The organism is Hominisplanchenecus sp. (assembly GCF_046967715.1).
Lineage (GTDB): Bacteria > Bacillota > Clostridia > Lachnospirales > Lachnospiraceae > Hominisplanchenecus > Hominisplanchenecus faecis.
Genome location: NZ_JBKVNQ010000010.1, coordinates 14,986 through 36,307, shown reverse-complemented (window position 1 = coordinate 36,307; position 21,322 = coordinate 14,986). Strand labels below are relative to the sequence as shown.

At 40.1% G+C, this 21,322-nt stretch carries 14 protein-coding genes; 12 read left to right on the top strand and 2 right to left on the bottom strand.

Annotation, left to right across the window (positions count from 1 at the left end; genetic code table 11):
- The first annotated feature begins 252 nt into the window (after positions 1–252).
- From dnaN to ACLTL4_RS02485, 12 genes are all read left to right on the top strand, one after another.
- Positions 253–1,356, top strand: coding sequence for a DNA polymerase III subunit beta (dnaN, locus tag ACLTL4_RS02540; RefSeq protein WP_022118259.1), 1,104 nt, complete (start codon positions 253–255; stop codon positions 1,354–1,356).
- Positions 1,357–1,369: 13 nt separating this feature from the next.
- Complete coding sequence (locus ACLTL4_RS02535; protein WP_022118260.1) at positions 1,370–1,579, top strand: RNA-binding S4 domain-containing protein; 210 nt, start codon at positions 1,370–1,372, stop codon at positions 1,577–1,579.
- A 4-nt stretch (positions 1,580–1,583) separates the two neighbouring features.
- Complete coding sequence (recF, locus tag ACLTL4_RS02530) at positions 1,584–2,666, top strand: DNA replication/repair protein RecF (RefSeq protein WP_412320191.1); 1,083 nt, start codon at positions 1,584–1,586, stop codon at positions 2,664–2,666.
- Between the two features lie 22 nt (positions 2,667–2,688).
- Entirely contained in the window at positions 2,689–4,614 is a 1,926-nt protein-coding gene (gene gyrB / locus ACLTL4_RS02525; RefSeq protein WP_173866476.1) for a DNA topoisomerase (ATP-hydrolyzing) subunit B, read from the top strand.
- 25 nt (positions 4,615–4,639) lie between these two features.
- Positions 4,640–7,180: a DNA gyrase subunit A gene (gyrA, locus tag ACLTL4_RS02520; RefSeq protein WP_173866477.1), complete on the top strand. Its 2,541-nt coding sequence runs from the start codon at positions 4,640–4,642 to the stop codon at positions 7,178–7,180.
- 18 nt (positions 7,181–7,198) lie between these two features.
- Positions 7,199–8,542: a MurT ligase domain-containing protein gene (locus tag ACLTL4_RS02515; RefSeq protein WP_412320190.1), complete on the top strand. Its 1,344-nt coding sequence runs from the start codon at positions 7,199–7,201 to the stop codon at positions 8,540–8,542.
- A 15-nt stretch (positions 8,543–8,557) separates the two neighbouring features.
- Positions 8,558–9,277 (top strand): type 1 glutamine amidotransferase, encoded by a 720-nt coding sequence (locus ACLTL4_RS02510; RefSeq protein ID WP_248834935.1) that lies wholly within the window; start codon positions 8,558–8,560, stop codon positions 9,275–9,277.
- Positions 9,278–9,604: 327 nt separating this feature from the next.
- Positions 9,605–13,657 carry an alpha-L-fucosidase gene (locus ACLTL4_RS02505; protein ID WP_412320189.1) on the top strand — a complete coding sequence of 1,351 codons (4,053 nt, stop codon included), beginning with the start codon at positions 9,605–9,607 and terminating at the stop codon, positions 13,655–13,657.
- 292 nt (positions 13,658–13,949) lie between these two features.
- Positions 13,950–15,482, top strand: coding sequence for a glycosyltransferase family 39 protein (locus ACLTL4_RS02500; protein ID WP_412320188.1), 1,533 nt, complete (start codon positions 13,950–13,952; stop codon positions 15,480–15,482).
- 19 nt (positions 15,483–15,501) lie between these two features.
- Positions 15,502–16,485: a glycosyltransferase family 2 protein gene (locus tag ACLTL4_RS02495; protein ID WP_412320187.1), complete on the top strand. Its 984-nt coding sequence runs from the start codon at positions 15,502–15,504 to the stop codon at positions 16,483–16,485.
- Positions 16,473–17,663 (top strand): hypothetical protein, encoded by a 1,191-nt coding sequence (locus ACLTL4_RS02490; protein WP_412320186.1) that lies wholly within the window; start codon positions 16,473–16,475, stop codon positions 17,661–17,663. The genes ACLTL4_RS02495 and ACLTL4_RS02490 overlap by 13 nt, the downstream gene beginning before the upstream one ends.
- The gene (locus tag ACLTL4_RS02485; protein ID WP_173898435.1) at positions 17,656–18,741 is read left to right on the top strand and encodes an NAD-dependent epimerase/dehydratase family protein; all 1,086 of its coding nucleotides are present in this window, start codon (positions 17,656–17,658) and stop codon (positions 18,739–18,741) included. The genes ACLTL4_RS02490 and ACLTL4_RS02485 overlap by 8 nt, the downstream gene beginning before the upstream one ends.
- Positions 18,742–18,812: 71 nt before the next feature.
- Here the strand turns inward: ACLTL4_RS02485 and ACLTL4_RS02480 are convergent, their stop codons facing one another.
- Both ACLTL4_RS02480 and ACLTL4_RS02475 read right to left on the bottom strand, forming a co-directional pair.
- Positions 18,813–19,889 carry an acyltransferase gene (locus tag ACLTL4_RS02480; protein ID WP_173896693.1) on the bottom strand — a complete coding sequence of 359 codons (1,077 nt, stop codon included), beginning with the start codon at positions 19,887–19,889 and terminating at the stop codon, positions 18,813–18,815.
- Between the two features lie 22 nt (positions 19,890–19,911).
- Positions 19,912–21,159 carry a hypothetical protein gene (locus ACLTL4_RS02475; RefSeq protein ID WP_173896692.1) on the bottom strand — a complete coding sequence of 416 codons (1,248 nt, stop codon included), beginning with the start codon at positions 21,157–21,159 and terminating at the stop codon, positions 19,912–19,914.
- Positions 21,160–21,322: the final 163 nt, after the last annotated feature.

Sequence of the window (21,322 nt, the reverse complement as noted above, 5' to 3'; positions counted from 1 at the left end):
TTATTTGTGCACAAAATAATGTGGATATGTGTTGGATACTGTGTGAATAACTTTAGCCAATTTCTGAGGATGTTAATAACCCACCAGTTTTCCTCAGAAATTTGTGGACTTTTCACCAGTTTATCCAACCTGTTTTTTCCCTTAAATTCAAGGATTTTGGGAGTTATTCACATATTCACATCCCCTACGGCGGCTACTACGGATTTTCTCTTTAATTTATCTCATTTAACCCACAAAGGAGTTATCAACACAATGAAATTAGTATGCTCAAAAAGTAATCTTTTAAAAAGTGTGAATATTGTTCTGAAAGCAATCCCAGGAAAAACAACCATGCCTATCCTGGAATGTATTTTAATTGATGCATCCACAAACAATATTAAATTTACAGCCAATGATATGGAACTTGGAATTGAAACCATCGTTGACGGTACCATTCTGGAAAAAGGAATTGTTGCAATTGATGCAAAAATTTTCTCTGATATCATTCGTAAACTTCCTGATAATGATGTTACGATTGAAACAGACGGAAATCTGACGACTACCATCACCTGTGAGAAGGCAAAATTCAGCATCAGCGGTCAGTCCGGGGAAGAATTTTCCTATCTTCCTTATGTAGAAAGAGATAATCATATTGTTGTCTCTCAGTTTACATTAAAAGAGGTGATTCGTCAGACTATTTTCTCAATCGCAGCCAATGAAAACAATAAGATGATGACCGGCGAATTATTCGAAGTCAAAGGCGATATGCTGCGTGTAGTATCCCTGGATGGACACCGCATAAGTATACGGAAAATTGAATTAAAAGAGGAATATTCTGATATCAAAGTTGTCGTTCCTGGAAAGACACTTATCGAAATCAGTAAGATTTTATCAGGCGAAACCGAAGATGAAGTCAGTATTTTCTTTACAAAAAATCATATTGTCTTTGAATTTGATGATACCGTTGTTGTGTCACGTCTGATTGAGGGTGAATATTTCCGCATTGATCAGATGCTTTCCAGTGACTACGAAACCAAGATTCAGGTAAATAAAAAAGAGCTTCTGGACTGTATTGACCGTGCGACACTTCTGGTAAAAGAAAGTGATAAAAAACCGATCATTCTTTCAATCACAGATGATAATATTGAACTTAAGATTCAGTCTCAGATCGGTTCCATGGATGAAGAAATTGACATCAATAAAGAAGGCAAGGACATTATGATCGGATTTAATCCGCGATTTCTGATCGATGCTCTTCGTGTTATTGATGATGAAACGGTTGATATTTATCTGATGAACCCGAAAGCACCATGCTTTATCAGAGACGAACAGCAATCTTATATATATTTGATCTTGCCGGTTAATTTTATGGCATAAGGAGTGAAAGTTTATGGAAACAATTAAATTAAGAGATGAGTTTATCAAACTTGGTCAGGCATTGAAAGCAGCAGGTTTTGTAGAGTCCGGCGTGGACGCAAAATATGCCGTTCAGGATGGTCTTGTGAAGGTAAACGGCCAGACAGAAACACAGCGGGGCAAGAAACTGCATGCCGGCGATGTGGTAGAATATGATGGTCAGACTGTAAAAATTACAGATTGATGGAATGATAGTAAAATCTTTGAAGCTGAATCAGTTCCGCAATTATGAGTCGCTGCAGTTGTCTTTTGATAAGGGAACGAATCTTTTCTATGGGAACAATGCCCAGGGGAAGACCAATATTCTCGAAGCGGTATATCTATGCGGAACGACGAAATCCCATAAGGGAAGTAAAGACAGGGAAATGATCCATTTTGGTGAGGAAGAAGCTCATATACGGATGGCGATCAGCAGAAGCCAGAGTGCTTATGAGATCGATATGCATCTGAAAAAGAACCGGCCGAAGGGCATTGCAGTCAACGGCGTGCCGATCCGAAAGGCGGCAGAGCTGCTTGGAATCGCAAACTTTGTTTTTTTCTCACCGGAGGATCTTGGTATCATTAAAAACGGACCGGCGGAGCGGCGGCGTTTTATTGATATGGAACTTTGTCAGCTGGATAAGCTTTACTTACACGAGCTTTCCAATTACAATAAAGTGATCATACAGAGAAATAAGCTGCTGAAAGAGTGTTCTTTTAACAGTCAGTATGAAGAAATGCTGGATATATGGGATATGCAGCTGGTAAAATATGGAAAAAAGCTGATCGAATCAAGGGAGCGGTTTGTCGAAGAGCTTGGCGTGATCGTAGCAGAGATACATAGAAATCTGACGGGCGGCAGAGAAGAGCTGATGGTCCGTTATGAGAAAAATGTTTCTGCGGACGAATTCGAAAGAAAACTTCGGACTTCCAGGAAACGGGATCTGAAGGTGAAAATGAGCATGACAGGTCCTCACAGGGACGATCTGCTTTTTGAAGTAAAGGGTGTAGATATCCGCAGATTTGGATCGCAGGGGCAGCAGAGAACGGCTGCACTTTCGCTGAAACTTGCGGAGATCGAACTGGTAAAAAGAGCGATCAAAGATACGCCGGTACTGCTTCTGGATGATGTACTTTCCGAACTGGACAGCAGCAGGCAGCAGTATTTATTAGACAGTATACATGATATACAGACGTTGATCACCTGTACGGGGATTGATGATTTTATAGAAAACAAGTTTCAGTTGAACAAAGTTTTTCATGTTGCAGACGGTGTTGTTTGCGAAGGATGAAAAGAAAAGACAGGAGGTTACTATGGGCACAGAGAGCAATGCAGAATACGGTGCAGATCAGATTCAGATATTGGAAGGTCTTGAGGCTGTACGAAAGAGACCGGGTATGTATATCGGCAGTACATCGTCCAGAGGTCTTCATCATCTGGTTTATGAGATTGTAGATAATGCAGTTGATGAAGCTCTTGCGGGGTATTGTGATACCATCCAGGTAACGATAAATAAAGATAATTCCGTAACAGTCATTGACAATGGACGAGGCATTCCGGTCGGAATCAACCACAAAGCAGGTATTCCGGCGGTAGAAGTCGTGTTTACGATCCTGCATGCCGGCGGAAAATTCGGCGGTGGCGGATACAAAGTTTCCGGTGGTCTGCATGGTGTAGGTGCGTCTGTTGTAAATGCACTTTCTACACATCTTGAAGTTACGATTTACCATGAAGGTAAAATTTATCGTCAGCGATATGAAAGAGGAAAAGTAGTATATAAATTAAAAGTGATCGGAGAATGTGATCCAAAGAAAACAGGTACAACGGTTACATTCCTGCCGGACAGCGAAATTTTTGAAGAAACAGTTTTTGATTTTAATGTGCTTAAACAGAGACTTCGTGAGATGGCATTTCTTACAAAAAATATCAAGATTGTTTTAAGAGATGACCGTCCGGAAGAACCAATCGAAAAGACGTTCCATTATGAGGGCGGTATCAAGGAGTTTGTGACTTACCTGAATAAAGGCAAGACACCGCTTTACCCGGATATTATTTACTGTGAAGGAATGAAGGATAATATTTATGTGGAAGTTGCCATGCAGCACAACGATGGATACACCGAAGGTTCCTACAGTTTTGTAAATAACATCACGACTCCGGAAGGCGGAACCCATCTGACTGGTTTTAAAAATGCACTGACAAAGACTTTTAATTCTTATGCGAGACTGAATAAACTGATCAAGGACACCGAGACACTTTCCGGTGATGATATCCGTGAAGGTCTTACCGTGATCGTAAGCATCAAGATTGAAGATCCGCAGTTCGAAGGTCAGACCAAGCAGAAACTGGGCAACAGTGAGGCACGAGGTGCCGTTGACAATATTGTTTCCGAGCAGCTGATGATCTATCTGGAACAGCATCCGCAGGTTGCAAAAATGATCCTTGAGAAATCTATCATGGCTCAGAGAGCGAGAGAGGCAGCCAGAAAAGCAAGAGATCTGACCAGAAGAAAATCTGCACTGGAAGGAATGTCTCTTCCTGGAAAACTGGCAGACTGTTCAGACAAAGATCCGAAAAACTGTGAAATCTATATTGTTGAGGGAGATTCTGCCGGTGGTTCTGCAAAGACAGCGAGAAGCCGTGCAACCCAGGCAATCCTGCCGCTTCGCGGAAAAATCCTGAATGTGGAGAAAGCAAGACTTGATCGTATTTATGCAAATGCGGAGATCAAGGCGATGATCACTGCGTTCGGAACCGGTATCCACGAAGATTTTGATATTTCAAAACTGCGTTATGACAAGATCATCATTATGACCGATGCCGATGTTGATGGTGCACATATCAGTACACTGCTTTTGACATTCCTGTACCGTTTCATGCCGGATCTGATCAAAGAAGGACATGTATATCTGGCACAGCCACCACTGTATAAACTGGAGAAAAATAAAAAAGTCTGGTATGCGTACAGCGATGAGCAGCTGGCAGCGATCCTGGGAGAAGTCGGACGAGACCAGAACAACAAGATCCAGCGTTACAAAGGTCTTGGAGAGATGGATGCAGAGCAGCTCTGGGAAACTACCATGGACCCGGAAAAACGAGTGCTCCGCCGTGTTGTTATGGATAACGAAAATTCTTCAGAGCTGGATGTTACCTTTACAACGCTGATGGGCGATCAGGTAGAACCAAGAAGAGAATTTATTGAAGAGAATGCTCAGTTTGTAAAAAATCTGGATATTTAGTGCTCGGAAGTAGGAGGAAAAACTGTTGGAAGACAATATTTTTGATAAGATACATGACGTGGATTTGAAAAAGACCATGGAAGAATCTTATATCGATTATGCAATGAGCGTTATTGCAGCACGTGCATTGCCGGATGTAAGAGACGGTCTGAAGCCGGTGCAGCGAAGAGTTTTGTATTCCATGATCGAACTGAATAACGGACCTGACAAGCCGCACCGTAAATGTGCACGTATTGTCGGTGATACCATGGGTAAATATCATCCACATGGAGACAGCTCCATCTACGGAGCACTGGTAAATATGGCTCAGGACTGGTCAACCAGATATCCGCTGGTAGACGGCCACGGAAACTTTGGTTCTGTCGATGGCGACGGAGCTGCTGCCATGCGATATACTGAGGCACGTCTGAGCAAAATTTCCATGAAAATGCTTGCAGATATCGATAAAAATACGGTAGATTTTTCACCGAACTTCGATGAAACGGAGAAAGAGCCAGATGTACTTCCGGCAAGATTTCCGAATCTTCTGGTAAATGGTACGACCGGTATCGCCGTAGGTATGGCAACGAACATTCCGCCGCATAATCTGCGTGAAGTTGTAAAAGCCGTTGTGAAGATCATCGACAACCGCATTGAAGAAGGCAGAGAGACGGAGATCGAAGAAATCCTGGATATCGTAAAAGGTCCGGATTTCCCGACCGGTGCAATGATCCTCGGAACAAGAGGAATCCAAGAAGCTTACCGCACAGGACGCGGCAAGATCCGTGTGCGTGCCGTAACAGAAATCGAATCCATGCCAAACGGCAAGAGCCGTATTCTGGTATCGGAGCTGCCGTACATGGTAAACAAGGCCAGACTGATCGAAAAAATGGCAGAACTGGTACGTGATAAAAAGATTGACGGAATCACAGCGATCACAGATGAATCAAGCCGTGAAGGTATGCGTATCAACATTGAGCTTCGAAGAGATGTCAACGCAAATGTCGTACTGAATCAGCTTTTCAAACATACACAGCTCCAGGATACCTTTGGTGTGATTATGCTCGCACTGGTAAACAAAGAGCCGAAAGTTCTGAATCTTCTGGAGATGCTCCAGCATTATCTGAGACATCAGGAAGATGTTGTTACAAGACGTACACAGTACGAACTCAACAAAGCAGAAGAACGTGCACATATCTTAAAAGGTCTGCTGATCGCACTGGATCATATTGATGAAGTCATCAGCATTATCCGTGCATCCAGAACAGCAGCACTTGCAAAAGAAGCATTGATGACACGTTTTGAACTTTCCGATGCACAGGCACAGGCGATCGTAGATATGCGTCTGCGTGCACTGACCGGTCTGGAAAGAGAGAAGATCGAAGCAGAGTATGAAGCTCTGATGGCAAAAATCAAGGAGTTGAGAGCCATTCTTGCAGACGAAAATCTTCTGCTTGGCGTGATCAAAACAGAAATCATGGAAATCGCAGATAAGTATGGTGATGAGAGAAGAACTTCCATTGGATTTGATATGTATGATATTTCTACAGAAGATCTGATCCCGCGTGAAAATGTTGTGATCGCCATGACAAAACTTGGTTATATTAAACGTATGAGTGTTGACAATTTCAAGGCTCAGAACCGCGGTGGCAAGGGCATCAAGGGTATGCAGACCATCGAAGATGACTACATCGAAGAACTGCTGATGATGAATACACATCACTATCTGATGTTCTTTACCAACACCGGAAAAGTATACCGCCTGAAAGGATATGAAATCCCGGAAGCCAGCCGTACGGCAAGAGGAACGGCGATCGTCAATCTGCTCCAGCTCGCACCGGAAGAAAAGATCACGGCGATGATCCCGGTCAAAGAGTACAAGCAGGGCAAATATCTGTTTATGGCAACCAGAAAGGGTATTGTGAAAAAGACACCGCTTCTGGATTATGCAAACGTAAGAAAGACAGGACTTGCAGCCATCAGCCTGCGTGAAGATGATGAACTGATCGAAGTCAAGCTGACCAACAACAAAAAAGATATTTTCCTGGTAACAAAATACGGTCAGTGTATCCGCTTCCCGGAGACCGATGTCCGCAGCATGGGACGTACGGCGATGGGAGTCATCGGCATGCAGCTCAATGACGGCGACGAAGTCATTGGTATGCAGCTCAATACACAGGGAGATCACCTTCTGATCGTATCTGCAAACGGCATGGGAAAACTGACCTCGATCGATGAGTTCAAGAGCCAGAACCGCGGTGGTAAAGGTGTGAAATGTTATAAGATTATGGAGAAGACAGGAAACGTGATCGGTGTTAAGAACCTCCATATGGATGACGAGATCATGATGATCAATACCGAAGGCATTGTCATTCGTATGATGTGCAGCGACATTTCCGTTCTTGGACGTGTGACATCCGGTGTGAAACTTATGAATCTTTCGGAGAACGTATCTGTGGCAAGTATTGCGAAAGTCCGTGAAACTTCAGCAGACAGCGAAGATATCATCAAAAAAATCGAAGACGAAATGATCGAAGATGAGAAAAACGACGAAGAAATCAAAAACGAAGAGACAACACAGGAGTAATCAAACTGGAGGAAGACCATGATTTTGCGAAGAATGCTTGCAATCTGGATTTCAAAAGCAACATGTGTAGTATGTAAACTTGCCGGCAAACAGGGGGTAACCCTGGCCGGCAAAATTGCACTTAAAATAGATCCGAAAATCCTGATGGAACTTTCCGGGCAGGTGAGGAAAAAGATTTTTATCACCTGCGGAACAAACGGAAAGACGACAACTAATAATCTGCTCTGCTCGGCAATCGAGGCAGAAGGTGAGAAAGTGATCTGCAACCACACCGGTTCCAATATGCTCAACGGTGTCATATCGGCATTCGTGCTGGCAGCAAAATGGAACGGAAAACTGGATGCGGATTATGCGTGTATTGAGATTGATGAGGCATCAACAGTAAGAGTTCTGCCGTATTTTAAACCGGACTATATGATTTTGACCAATCTTTTCCGGGATCAGCTCGACCGTTACGGGGAGATTGATATTACGATGGAACTGCTCAAAAAAGCCATGCATATGGCTCCTGATATGACACTTGTCGTAAATGGCGATGATGCACTTTCGGCATTTCTTGCAAAAGATTCCGGTAACAAATATGTTACGTTTGGTATCGGAAAGCAGTGTCAGCAGGAAAAAGAAAATGCAAGAGAGATCCGGGAAGGTCAGTTCTGCAAATGCTGCGGAGAAAAGCTGAATTACCATTTTTACCATTACAGTCAGCTTGGGGATTATGAGTGTCCGAACTGCGGATTTAAAAGACCGAAGCTCGATTTTGATGCTGAAAACGTAAAAAGCGGTGGAAAACTTTCCTTCGATGTGGATAACAGAAAAATAAAAGCCAACTACCGTGGATTCTACAACGTTTATAATATTCTGGCAGCCTATGCAGCAGCTCGCACAGCCGGTCTGGAATTAAAGAATTACAACAAAGTGCTGGCAGACTACAATCCGCAGAACGGACGTATGGAGCATTTTCACATCAAAAATACCGATGTTCTGCTGAACCTTGCAAAGAATCCGGCTGGATTTAACCAGAATATTTCCGCAGTGCAGGAAGATGACAAACCGAAAGATATCATCGTGCTGATCAACGATAAAGATCAGGATGGTACGGATATTTCCTGGCTCTGGGATGTGGATTTTGACCGTTTTCAGGATATGAATGCAGCGTCGATCACGGTCAGCGGAATCCGATGCCAGGATATGCGTCTGCGTCTGAAATATGTTGATATTCCATCCAGGCTGGAACCGGATGTAGAAAAGGCAATCCGCAGCCGCATTGCAGACGGAACCGGAAATCTGTACGTGCTGGTAAATTATACGGCACTTTATGACACTCACAATATCCTGAAAAAATTAGAGCAGGAAAAAGCGTAGGAGGCGGCAGAAGCTATGAAAATTACAATCGGACATCTTTATCCGGATCTGTTGAACCTCTACGGAGACCGGGGAAATATCCAGTGCATGATGAAACGCTGCCAGTGGAGAGGCATTGAAGCAGAAACGCTGGAATTTAAACTGGAAGATGAAGTAGATTTTTCCAAACTGGATATTGTGCTGCTCGGAGGCGGTTCTGACCGTGAGCAGATGATCGTCTGCAAAAGACTGCAGCAGATCCAGAAAAACTTTAAAGATTATGTGGAAGACGGCGGTGTTGTGATCGCTGTCTGCGGTGGTTATCAGCTGCTTGGAGATTACTATCAGACGGACGAAGGCCGTATGGAAGGACTGCATTTGGTCAAACTCCACACGGAGCAGAAACCGGGAAGACTGATCAGCAATATCGTGCTGAAAAGTGATCTCTTTGATATGCCGGTCGTTGGATTTGAAAATCACGGCGGACGTACCGATATCGGTGATAACCAGCCGTTTGGCAAAGTCCTGTATGGTTCCGGAAACGACGGTGAATCTGGCTATGAAGGTATTGTATACAAGCATGTGATCGGCACCTATCTGCACGGACCACTGCTGCCGAAAAATCCACAGGTCTGTGACTGGTTGATAGAGAAAGCACTGGAGCGAAAATACGGAAAAGACATTGAGCTTCAGCCGCTGGATGATCAGGAAGAAAAAGAAGCAAACGCTTATATAGTAAACAGATTTGTAAAATAGAGGATTGGAACAGGATAGACAAAAGATGCTTATGCTCCACTTTTTTGCTCATAGCGTAGTGGGGCATGAAGCCATAAAACCATAAAACCACTCCTGTGTCATCCATAATTTTGGAAATTTGCCCTTGGCATCATATAAAATAGAAAATTACAGGGCAAATCGTATAAAAGAAAAAAGAAACAGGAAGCTGATTATTGGAAGGATAGATAAAAAATATTCCGGTAATCAGCTTTTTTTAGTAAATAGTAATTGAAAAAAAGCACATGAGATGTTAATATGAACTGGACATAATTAATTTTTTGTATAAGCAAATTAAGGAGGGCTTTTATGAAAAGATGGAAACAGTATTTGTCTGTTATGACAGCAGCTGCAGTGGTTATTTCCGGACCGGCAGTACCGATGAGTCAGGTATTTGCAGCAGATGCTCAGATGGTAACAGATGCAGATTTAAATGACACGACGGTGGCAGAGCCTGCAGCATGGGGAGCAACACCGAATGATGAACAGCTTTGGTACATGAAACAGGGGACAGCAGCATTCTGTCATTTCGGACCGAATACATTTAATAACGTTGAGTGGGGCGAAAAGTATGGAGAGACTGCTCCGGTAAATCTTTTTACTCTGACGAAAGATTTTGATGCAGAATCTCTTGTAAAAGCGGTAAAAGAAGCTGGATTCAGCCGTCTGATCCTCACAGCAAAACACCATGATGGATTTTGTCTGTGGTCAAGTGAGTATACGGATTATGATATAGCAAGTACAAACTATAAAAACGGCAAAGGAGATATTCTGGAAGAAATCTCAGATGCATGTACCAAGTATAATCTGGATATGGGCTGTTATCTTTCACCATGGGATATCTATGAAGATAAATATGGATGTTTCGGCGATAACAACAATAAGAAAAACAACCATAATAAAGGAAGTGAGAAAGGAACTTTCACGGATTACAATAAACTGTATGTAGCATGGATCAATGAAATCTGTCAGGCAAAAAAAGCAGATGGAAGCTATAAATATGGCAATAATAATCCAAAACGCCGTTCTGACCGTTTTGTAGAATGGTGGATGGATGGAGCACAGGGAAGTGCAAGTAATAGACAGACATACGACTGGAAAGCAATCCTGGGTGCTATCAGAGAGAATAATCCGCACTGTCAGGTATTTGGAACAGGTAAAGCGGTAAATGGTAAGAACGGTGCTGAAGATAAAGCACTGGCAGGAACGGGTGGTATCCACTGGATTGGAAACGAATCAGGCTGGGCATCTAATGAAACATGGGCAAAGATCAATATTGGTGAAGACTATGAGGAATTACCAAAATCCGATGGAGCTTATATTGGTGTGAGCGAAGGTGTACAGTGGTCTGTACCGGAAGTTGACACGAAAATGTTGGCAGGATGGTTCTGGAGAGATTCAGCAGGAGACAGTACGACAAAATCAGAAAAAGATCTTGCAGATATTTATTTCCGTACCGTGGGACGAGGTGCAACTTTACTTATGAATCTGTCTCCAAATAAAGAGGGTAAGGTAGGAGAAACACAGTTAAACCGTTTTAAAGAGTTTGGAAGCAACATTCAGGAAACCTTTGATGAGGACTTTACCAAAGAAGAAGGTGTAACAGCAAGTGCAACTTCTGTATGGGGAAATTCCAAAGAATTTTCGGCAAGTAAAGTAATTGATACGATTCCGGAAGGTCAGACATATGATGAAACATACTGGGCACCGGAAGATGGTAAGACAACAGGAAGTCTGGAGATTAATCTGAATGGTATTAAGAAATTCGATGTTGTTTCTATCGAGGAATATATCCAGAAAGGACAGACGATTTCTTCTTTCACAGTAGAATATAAAGACGTAACAGGAAGATGGCATGATTTCGGAAAAGGAGCTACGATTTCTGCAAAGCGTCTGTGCCGCAGTGAAGCAGTAGAAGGAACCGCAGTACGTATCAATATCACAGGGGCAAAAGCAACACCGAAGATCTGTAATGTAGGCGTATACAAAGCAGCAAAAGGATTCGAAGTAGAATCATCAGGAAGTACGGTACTTCCGACTAACCTGAAAAAGATAGGAATCAGTAAGGCAACAAGAGAAGGTAACTGGACATTCGAAGCAGATGAAGATGGTGCAGCACAGGGTTCTGCATGGGGAAATGCAGGTGTAACAGCCAGCTTTAAATTTACAGGAACAAAAGCATGGGTTATTGGAACAGCTGATCCAAATCATGGAAACATGGACGTTTACATTGATGGAACAAAAGTTGATACGGTAAGTACAAAACAGGCTTCAAGAAAAATGGGAGCCCTGCTGTATACGACGAAAGAACTTGCATATGGAGAGCATACCATCAAACTTGTGGGAACTTCACAGGCACTTGGTATCAGTAAGATCTGGTATGCAGATGGTTCCGGTATCTTCAGTATGAAACAAAAAGAATGTGATTTGCTGTATGGCGGAACATATGATGTTGAAATTACACGTACTGCAGGTTCACATGGAAAAGTTACTGTTGGATATTCAACACAGTCAGCAGGGGCAGAACAAGGAGTAAACTATATCAACCTGACAGGAACCGTAACGTTTGAAGATGGAGAAACATCAAAGACAATTACTCTGACAGGACTGGAGAATGACAGAAGTGCTGATGGAAAAGACTTTTATTTCACATTGATGCAGGCAGAAAATTCAGAAGCATCTTTCGATACAGACAGTTATACACATGTAACATTGTATCATCCAAATGTAGATAAAATAATGGAAAGAGCAGAAGAAATCAATCTTGCAGACTATGAAGCAACAAGTGCAAATGCATTCCAGAGTGCAGTTTCCACATTGAAGGATCTGTTATTCGATGAAAAGGCAACGGATGAACAGAAGAAAACGGCCCTGAATACACTTGTAAAAGCTAAGAATGAACTTGTTTCAACAGGCAGCACAGGAATGGTTCTTCCAACAGCAGGAGAAGAAACAGAAGTAGAGGCAGAGGACTTTACACTGAAGCCGTTAAATGGAGATTCTACCAACCATGTACATGTAGTGGAACGATCTGAAGCAAGTGGCGGAAAAGTGGTCGACTGGTTTATGAATGGAGATACTATTTCCATGAACTTCTATGCTCCGGCAGCAGGACAGTATAAAGTGAAGGCTACTTATCAGAGTGGACGTACAGAGGCAGGCGGAAATCCAAATGTATTTTCATGGAAGGGTACTAATGTAGAGAGTGGAAGTCTGGATGTATATGGAGAAGCCGGTGCAACACAGGTACATACTGCAGAATTTACCATTAATGTAACAAAAAAAGGTCATGGCACTTTAGTTTTTGAAGGAACAGAAAAAGAAGGACCAAGAATTGATAAATTCGTATTCTCAAAAGAAAGTAAAGAAGCAACAGGCATTCAGATCAATAAACAGAAAATGAGCCTGAGCAAAAAAGATCAGACAGAAAGAATCTACGTAAAAGTAAATCCGGAGGATAGTGCAAACCAGAATGTAACATTTACGACTTCGGATAGCAAAGTAGCTACAGTAGATGAAAAAGGAAATGTAAAGGCAGTTGCAAACGGAACCGCTGTGATTACAGTAACCACTAAAGATGGAAAGCACAGTGCTTCCTGTGAGGTTACGGTATTTATCGAACAGCAGGTTATTGATGAACTGATTACAAAAATCAATGATGAACTTACTGCTTTAAAAGACAAGAAGGAAAGTGATTATACACCAGAATCTTGGAAAGAGTATAAGAAAGCTCTGGAAGCAGCTACAAACGCAGCAAAAGATGAAAAGGCAACGAAAGCAGACTTAGAGAAGGTACTTGAAAATCTGCAGGCAGCAGCAGCTAAACTTCAGAAAAAAGCACCTGAGTCAGAAACACCGTCAACCGATAAACAGCCAGAGACACCGTCAACGGATAAAAAGCCGGAAACTCCTTCAACCGATTCTAAAAATCCAACTGTTGGAACAGAAGCGAAGGTAGGAAAAGGTATCTATCGCGTAACAAACGCAAAGAAAAAGACAGTAGTTCTGGTAAAACCGCGTAAAACCAACAATACAAGCTTTAACGTACCAAAGAGCGTAAAACTGGCAAACGGAAGATACAAAGTTGTTGGAATTGAAAAGAATGCATTTAAGAATAACAGAAAACTGAAGAAAGTTGTCATCGGAAGTCAGGTAACAAAGATCGGTGCAAATGCATTCAGCGGAGCTAAAAATCTGAAGACTATTACAATCAAATCCAAATCTCTGAAGAGCGTTGGAAAGAATGCATTCAAGGGAATCCATAAGAACTGCAAGATTAAAGTTCCAGCTAAGAAATTAAACAGCTACAAGAAACTTCTGAGTAAAAAAGGTCAGAAAGCAAGCGTAAAAATTACAAAATAAACCAGAGTTAAGAACATTGATTCTGAAATAAAAAGCGGTTAAAAAGAGCTGCCACAAAGGTGATAAAACACCGGAGTGGCAGTTCTTTAATATGAGCAAAAAGGTTATGTATTTATGTTTTCTGGAAATTCCGCTATTTCGCATGCCTCTTTTTCTGAAAAGCCTTTTTCAATGAAGTAAAAATAATTTGTAAACTGTGAGCTTTAAAAAGCAAAAAAAGTATATGAGCTTTAAAAAGCAAAAAAAGTAAGGTATAATATAAAAGAAATATAATAAAATCGGAGGAGAAAGAGTGAAAAAATTTACTTATCAGGCAACGCAGAGATTGTATGCACTTATAGTTGGAATAATATTTTTGTTGATATTATTTGGACAATGGTGCAGCTTTAAATTAAAAAAAGGATTTTTGATCCCAAATATTGTAATTTTAGGGGGAATTATTTTAGCCGGGGCATTTGTATATTACTGGCGATATAAAAGAAATGGAAAGCAGAAGGCGGAGAAGATATGGAAGTATGATTTAATTGTAAAAATTTCTTTGATTATATTATTTGTTGTTCAAATTTTTATTGCTTACAATATAGTTTTTGAACCTGGATGGGATGCAGGAGGAATTTATAACAGTGCAAAAATATTTGTAAACGGAAATCGGGCGGATATCGTTATAAGATATCCATTTTCTATGTATCCAAATAATTTACTGCTGCTGTTTATAGAGTCAGCTGTTATTTCTTTCTGTAATTTGTTTGCAAATGAAAATGAAGTTGTACAGTTAATGTTTTTTGCAGTTCTTAATTCAATGATAAATGTCGCTGCGTGCTATTTGACATATAAAAGTGCCAATCTCATTTGTAAGAAAAAAATTGCATTTGCTGCCTTTATATTAGCTGTTTTAAATTTTGGCTTATCTCCGTGGAATGTAATTTTTTATTCAGATTCGTTAGGATTGGTTTTTCCGATACTGACGTTTTATTTATTTATGAAACCAAATAAAACAGAAAAAATGGATTGGATTTCCAAAATTATGGCAGTGATTGCAGGATGTATCGGATATAATATCAAACCACAATGCCTTATTATGCTGATAGCATTGTTTATCATCCAGTTTTTCAGTTGTTTAAAAAACAAGAAAAAACTTCTTCAAATTGTGATTTTGGCGGGATGTTTTATTCTTTCACTAATAACAATAAAAACAAGTATCAACCTGATTTGTGAAAAAAATCAAATTGTTCTGGATTCAAATCAGAGATTGGGAATGTCCCATTTTCTGATGATGGGAAATAATGAAGAAGGTGGAGGTCTTTACGTTGGGGATGATGTGGCGTATTCGAAATCCTTTGCAACGCCACAGGAAAGAAAAAAAGCAAATATACAAAGAACTTTTGAAAGAATGAAAGATATGGGAATAGCAGGTTATCTTCGATTTTTAGCAAAAAAGATGCTTACTGTCTATAATGATGGTACTTATGCATGGGGCGGAGAAGGAAACTTTTTTATGGTTGTTTTTCCGCAGCCTGATAATCATATAGCTGTCTTTCTAAGAAATGTATATTATGCAGATCACAAATATTATGATATCTATGTAACAGTAATGCAGAGTATCTGGGTTTTTGTAATGGGTGCGGTTGCTGTTTCGGGGTTGGGGAAAGAAAATCGGCAGGAGATTATAGTGCTGATGCTTTCCATTGTAGGACTGACCTTATTTGAAGTGTTTTTCGAAGCGAGAGCCAGATATCTATATACATATGCTCCGGTATTTTGTATTTTAGCAGCAAATGGAATGGAAAAATTAAACAGTGAGATAAAGAAGAAAAGTAGATTATAAAAATATTTGAGGAGAAAAAATGAAACCAAGATTATATATGATAATACCTTGTTACAATGAAGAAAAAGTGCTTCCTATTACATCAGAAATGTTTCTGGAAGAGCTGAATTTATTGATAGCAAAAGATAAAATAAGTGAAAACAGCAGAATTTTATTTGTCAATGATGGAAGTAAGGATAAAACATGGGATTTGATTAAGGAACTTTCAGAGAAAGACGAACATTTCATCGGGATTTGTCAGAGCCGAAACAGAGGACATCAAAATGCTGTTCTGGCAGGAATGATGGAAGCAAAGGATGTTGCGGACATTACTATTTCAATTGATTGTGACGGACAAGATGATATAGCTGCTATGGAAGCGATGGTGGATCGTTATCATGAGGGCTGCGAAATCGTATATGGTGTAAGAAGCAATCGTGATACAGATACATTTTTTAAGAGATTTACGGCTCAGACTTTTTATAAGCTATTAAATAAACTTGGGGGAGAGATTGTGTACAATCATGCAGATTATCGACTGGTTTCAGCCAGAGTATTAAAGGAATTTGCAAATTTTAAAGAAGTCAATCTATTCTTGCGGGGTATGATTCCACTGGTAGGATTTAAAAGTACGAGCGTTTATTATGAAAGGCACGAAAGACTTGCCGGAGAATCTCATTATCCGATTTCAAAAATGCTTGCACTGGCGTTTGATGGAATTACAAGTTTGAGTGTAAAACCGATTCGCTTGATTACAGGGTTTGGACTTGGAGTTTCTGCCTTGAGTTTTATCGGAATTATCTGGGCGGTTATTGCAACAATTTTAGGAAAAACCGTAGCCGGATGGTCCAGTACGGTGTGTATCGTGTGCTTTATGGGAGGAATACAGTTGATCTGTCTCGGTGTTTTGGGAGAATACATCGGAAAAATCTATATGGAGGTAAAAGCAAGACCTCGATATATTATCAGTGAACGCACATGGGAAAAAGATGAAAAGGAGGAGCAAAAGAAATGTTCAAAATAGAAAGAAAAATTGTAGAATTTGTGGAACGAAATGTTAATATATTATTTATGCTGGCAATTACAGGTTTGGCGATTGTTGTACGTTATGCAGGAAGAGATTTTGTTTCCGGTGATATGACATGGTTTCTTTTAGGATGGTTTCAAAAAATAGCGGATAACGGAGGCATCCATAGTTTAAAAGATCAGGTTGGAGATTATAATATATTATATCAGACAATAGTAGCGTTATTTACATATATAGGAGACAAGAGCATTTATTACTATAAAATATTATCGATTTTCTTTGATTTTTGTATGGCAATATCAGCAGCTATATTTGCATGCGAATTGAGCAAAAAGGAAAAAAACGATAAAGTATTTTTTGTTACGTTTGCTGCGGTGATCATGTTGCCGACCGTTATTCTTAATTCTGCTTACTGGGGACAATGTGATTCTATTTATACAACGTTTATCATTCTTACATTACTGTACTTATATAGAGAAAAATACCATAGAGCATTTATGTTTTTAGGTATTGCATTTGCTTTTAAAATGCAGACAATATTTATTTTTCCATTTATTATATGTTTCTATATTTATAAAAAACAATTTAGCATATTTGAACTTCTTATTACAGTGTTTACTTTCTGGATATCGGGAATAGGTGCTTTTGTGCAGGGACGGAGTTTACTTGATCCATTTAGGATTTATGCGAATCAGACAGGTACATACCAGTATATGCATGTGAATTTTCCGAGTTTTTGGATGTTTGTAGGAAATGATTATGAATGGCTGAAAACGGCAGCAATCGTTATGGCGGCAGGCATATGTGGTATGGGATTGTATATTATTATGAAAAGAAAGTTAGATTGCAGTCGTCCTGAAAATTTTGTGAGTATTGCGAGTTGGTTTATCTGGACTTGTGTATTGTTTTTACCGGCAATGCATGAAAGATATGCATATCCGTTGGAAATACTTTTGGTTATACTTACTTGCATCAATAAAGACTATTTAAAATATTCTTCGGTGGCAATATTATTTAGTTTATTTACTTATGGAAATTATCTGTTTTCAAATGGGGGACTTGACAAGTATATAGTAATTATTTATGCAGGATGTTATTTACATTTTACATATACAATTCTAAAAAAGAACAGTAAGGCGGCTACAGTAACAGACAAGGAGATGCAAAATGAATAATAAAATTTTACAGGAAAGTGCAGACGATTCTATTTTACAGGAAGACCTGGATCGTATTTCAGAGAGTGATATTCCATTGGAAGAGCTGAAGGGCAAGACAGTTCTGGTAACAGGGGCGACCGGGCTGATTGGTTCTCTGCTGGTAAAAGCATTGCAGTGTTGTAATCGGAGAAAAGAGGCCGGCATCAAAATTCTGGCACTTGTGCGTAATCAGGAGAAGGCAGAAAAACTTTTCGGTGAGCTGTTAAAGAGAGAGGATTTAAAGTTGGTGATCGGAGATATTACGATGCCGGTTGAAGTGGATGATAAGATTGATCATATCATCCACTGTGCGAGTATTACAACTTCAAAGGTTATGATCAGCAGACCGGTGGATGTGATTCGAACATCCCTTAACGGAACGGAGAATCTTCTGGAACTTGCAAAGGAAAAACAGGTCAGAAGCATGGTTTATGTTTCTTCGATGGAGATGTATGGGGCATTAAATTTACAGAATGATCAGATGGTGACAGAGGAAATGACGGGCTATTTAAATCCGCTGGCATTACGCAGCAATTATCCGGAAAGCAAGCGTATGTGTGAGAACATGTGTGTTGCCTATGGAACGCAGTATGAAGTTCCGGTGAAGATCGCAAGGCTGGCACAGACGTTTGGTGCCGGAGTATTGCCGGGAGAAAACCGTGTTTTTGCACAGTTTGCAAGAAGTGCCATGAAGGGCAGTGATATTGTACTTCATACAGAAGGAAAATCCGAAGGAAATTATTGCTATACGGCGGATGCAGTACGGGCATTGCTGACCATTCTGGTTAAAGGCGAAAATATGCAGGCCTATAATGTGGTGAATGAGAAATCGCATATTACGATTGCGGATATGGCAAAATTTGTTGCAGAGAAGATTGCAGAAAAGCCGATAGAAGTTGTATTTGATATTCCAAAGGAAAATAAATTTGGATATGCCAGTGATACAAAAATGCATCTGGCTGCCACCAGATTGATGGCACTTGGATGGCAGCCGGAAACAGATCTGGAAGAATCCTATCGAAGACTGATTGCGAGTATGAAAAACAGAAATGTTTAAAAGTATTTTTATAGATTTGGCAGTAAATGATTCGATTTGTCTGAAATAGTTACACAGTCTTCCGTAATCGTTCAGACATCAAAATATCGGTCAAGCTTACTTAAGGATTTGCGTATGTGAAGCAACTGAAACAGTTTGCTTCGAACTGCATCTACACAGCAGCCAACAACAAAAATGGCAAGGATAATTCCGAAAAAGAATAAGAGCATTTTTGAAACAGAACCATTTGTGATAAAAGCAAAACGCTCTGTCATAACATAACTGCGGACAAGAGGATGATCATGCAACAGATAGACACCGAAAGAAAGAGGTGATATCAGCATGATCATTTTTTTGACGGACTCGGAAAAGTTCATGCTGCCGAAAATGAGGAGCAATGATATGGCCGCCAGTACAATAAAAGGTGATGTATAGTGAATCAAAAAAGAAGAATCCAGAGTAAATCCGCTGATCGGAAATTTTTCAACAAGAATTTTGCTGCTCCATGTAATTAAAATGCAGAAAAAATATAAGATAAAGTATTTTTTCTTTTTAGAGTGAGAGACCAGATTCAGTTTTTTGATGCACGCACCGAGAAGGTACATCAGTGTGAGCCAGAAAACACTGTATCCGTCGCCCATATAAAAAACATCCTGCTGCGGTGTAAAAGTCTGTGAAATGGTCGGAACCACAGAAAATACGACAAGAGTAAAACAGAATAAAGTTTTTATTTGCTTTTCGGAGAGATTCCGAAACATCTGATTGATGAATGGGGAGAGAAAAAACACTCCTGCATAAGCAGTAAAATACCAGTATTCTTTTCGGGTGACCGGAAAGAGTGCCTGTATCCAGCCGGATGTATTTCTGCTTTCCGGAAGCAGAAAAAAGAAAACGGTGTTGATCAGGATTCCATAAAATAAGACCTGAAGCCAAAGAATCAGAATGTTTGAAATCTTAAAATGAGAATCAACACTGACAAATCCGGATATCATAGCGTAAGTATTTACAGCACCGAAGGCAATCACTTCCAGCAGCCACGCAATCTGATAATGTACCGATAAAAAAGAAACAGAACGTAAAATACCGCCATGCCCCAGAGTGTGGAGCATGACGATCATAATCATAGAAATCATTCGAAGAAAATCAATACCATAATTTCGTGTTTTCATAAGTCTTTTCCTTTTAAAGAAATCAATCCTGAATCTTGTCAACAGTAATATTTGGAAAAAGTGCATACCCGACAGAGAGACTGTTCGGATTGCAGTAAGGAATCTTGTTATTTCCATTGAAGGTTCCTGAGCAGGTGATCTTCTTATCCAGATAGGAAACATAGTCTTTCATTTTCATGGATAATGAATAGATATGTCCTGTGCCCTCTTCAGATAACAGCATAACCAGATTGTTTGACTCAGCATCAGCATTTTCATATACAACTTTGCCGGTTACGGAAACTTTTGAGTCAGCATAATAAAGAGGATATTTGCAGATTTCTCTGTAATCTTTCGTCAGGTGCATCGGATCAGCGGTGGTGTCATCGTCTTCAATCTCCCCACAGATCGTGGTAAATTCCGGAAGAGAATCAAGAGCTTCGACATCCGTAACGGATACCAGATCGCTGTATTGTTTCATGGCATCTTCTGAAATAATCCAGTCCTTAAAGGAATCAAATGACTTTTTGTAACCGAGCAGGCGGTGATATAAAATGGTAGAGCTGTCCGAAATCTCGGACAAACCATTATAAACGCCGTAAATTTTTATCCTGTCACCTACGGAAAGATTTGGAATACATGGAGTAGCAAATTTATCTGTTTTTAATGTTACTGCACGAAACAGATAAGGATTGCCGGCATCATCTTTGATCTTGAAATAGGCATATTTTGTGCTTTCGTAGATTTCCTGAACTTCACCTTCAACCTCAATTGGATGATCAACGTGATCGTAAGGATTTTCTGTTAATTCTTTATAAGGTATAGACCGGGCATTTGCTTTCCATTCTGAGATTGGAGTACAAAGATAAAACCAGTCTACAGATGCTGCTTTGGAATCGGCAGAATAGGATGTAATTTTTTTGTATGGTTTTCCGGCAATGGAAGAATATTTCAAAAAAATGCCGTCAGGGTCTGTTTCTTTTATTTTTCCTGAAATCAGACCGTCTTTGTACTGAACTTCTGCTGATTCTCCATCTTTGTAAGAAATGACACAGTCACCGGAAAAAGCATCGTCATCCCATCTTCCTTCTATCTGAAGAAAATCAGCGGATTTACCGGCAGGAGTGAAAATAGCTTCTCCGGCATCAGCATTCTTCGTAACGGTTCCATAATATACTTTATTAAAAACATTTACATTTACGAACTGCTCGTTTTTACTGTCTGCTGCACTGGTGTGAAACGAACATACACCGGCTAAAACCAGCAGGCAGGCAATCGCTTTTTTTAACATTATAGATCGCTCCTCTCTTCTGAGTATTTTACTAATAAAAAGGAAATCAGTCAAATATTACTTCTGTTTTTGAAGGAATCATAATTCACTCACATTTATATTATTAAATCAATTATGGGAGAGTACATATTACTGCTGCGTAGTTTTTCGGGTCTTGTTTTTA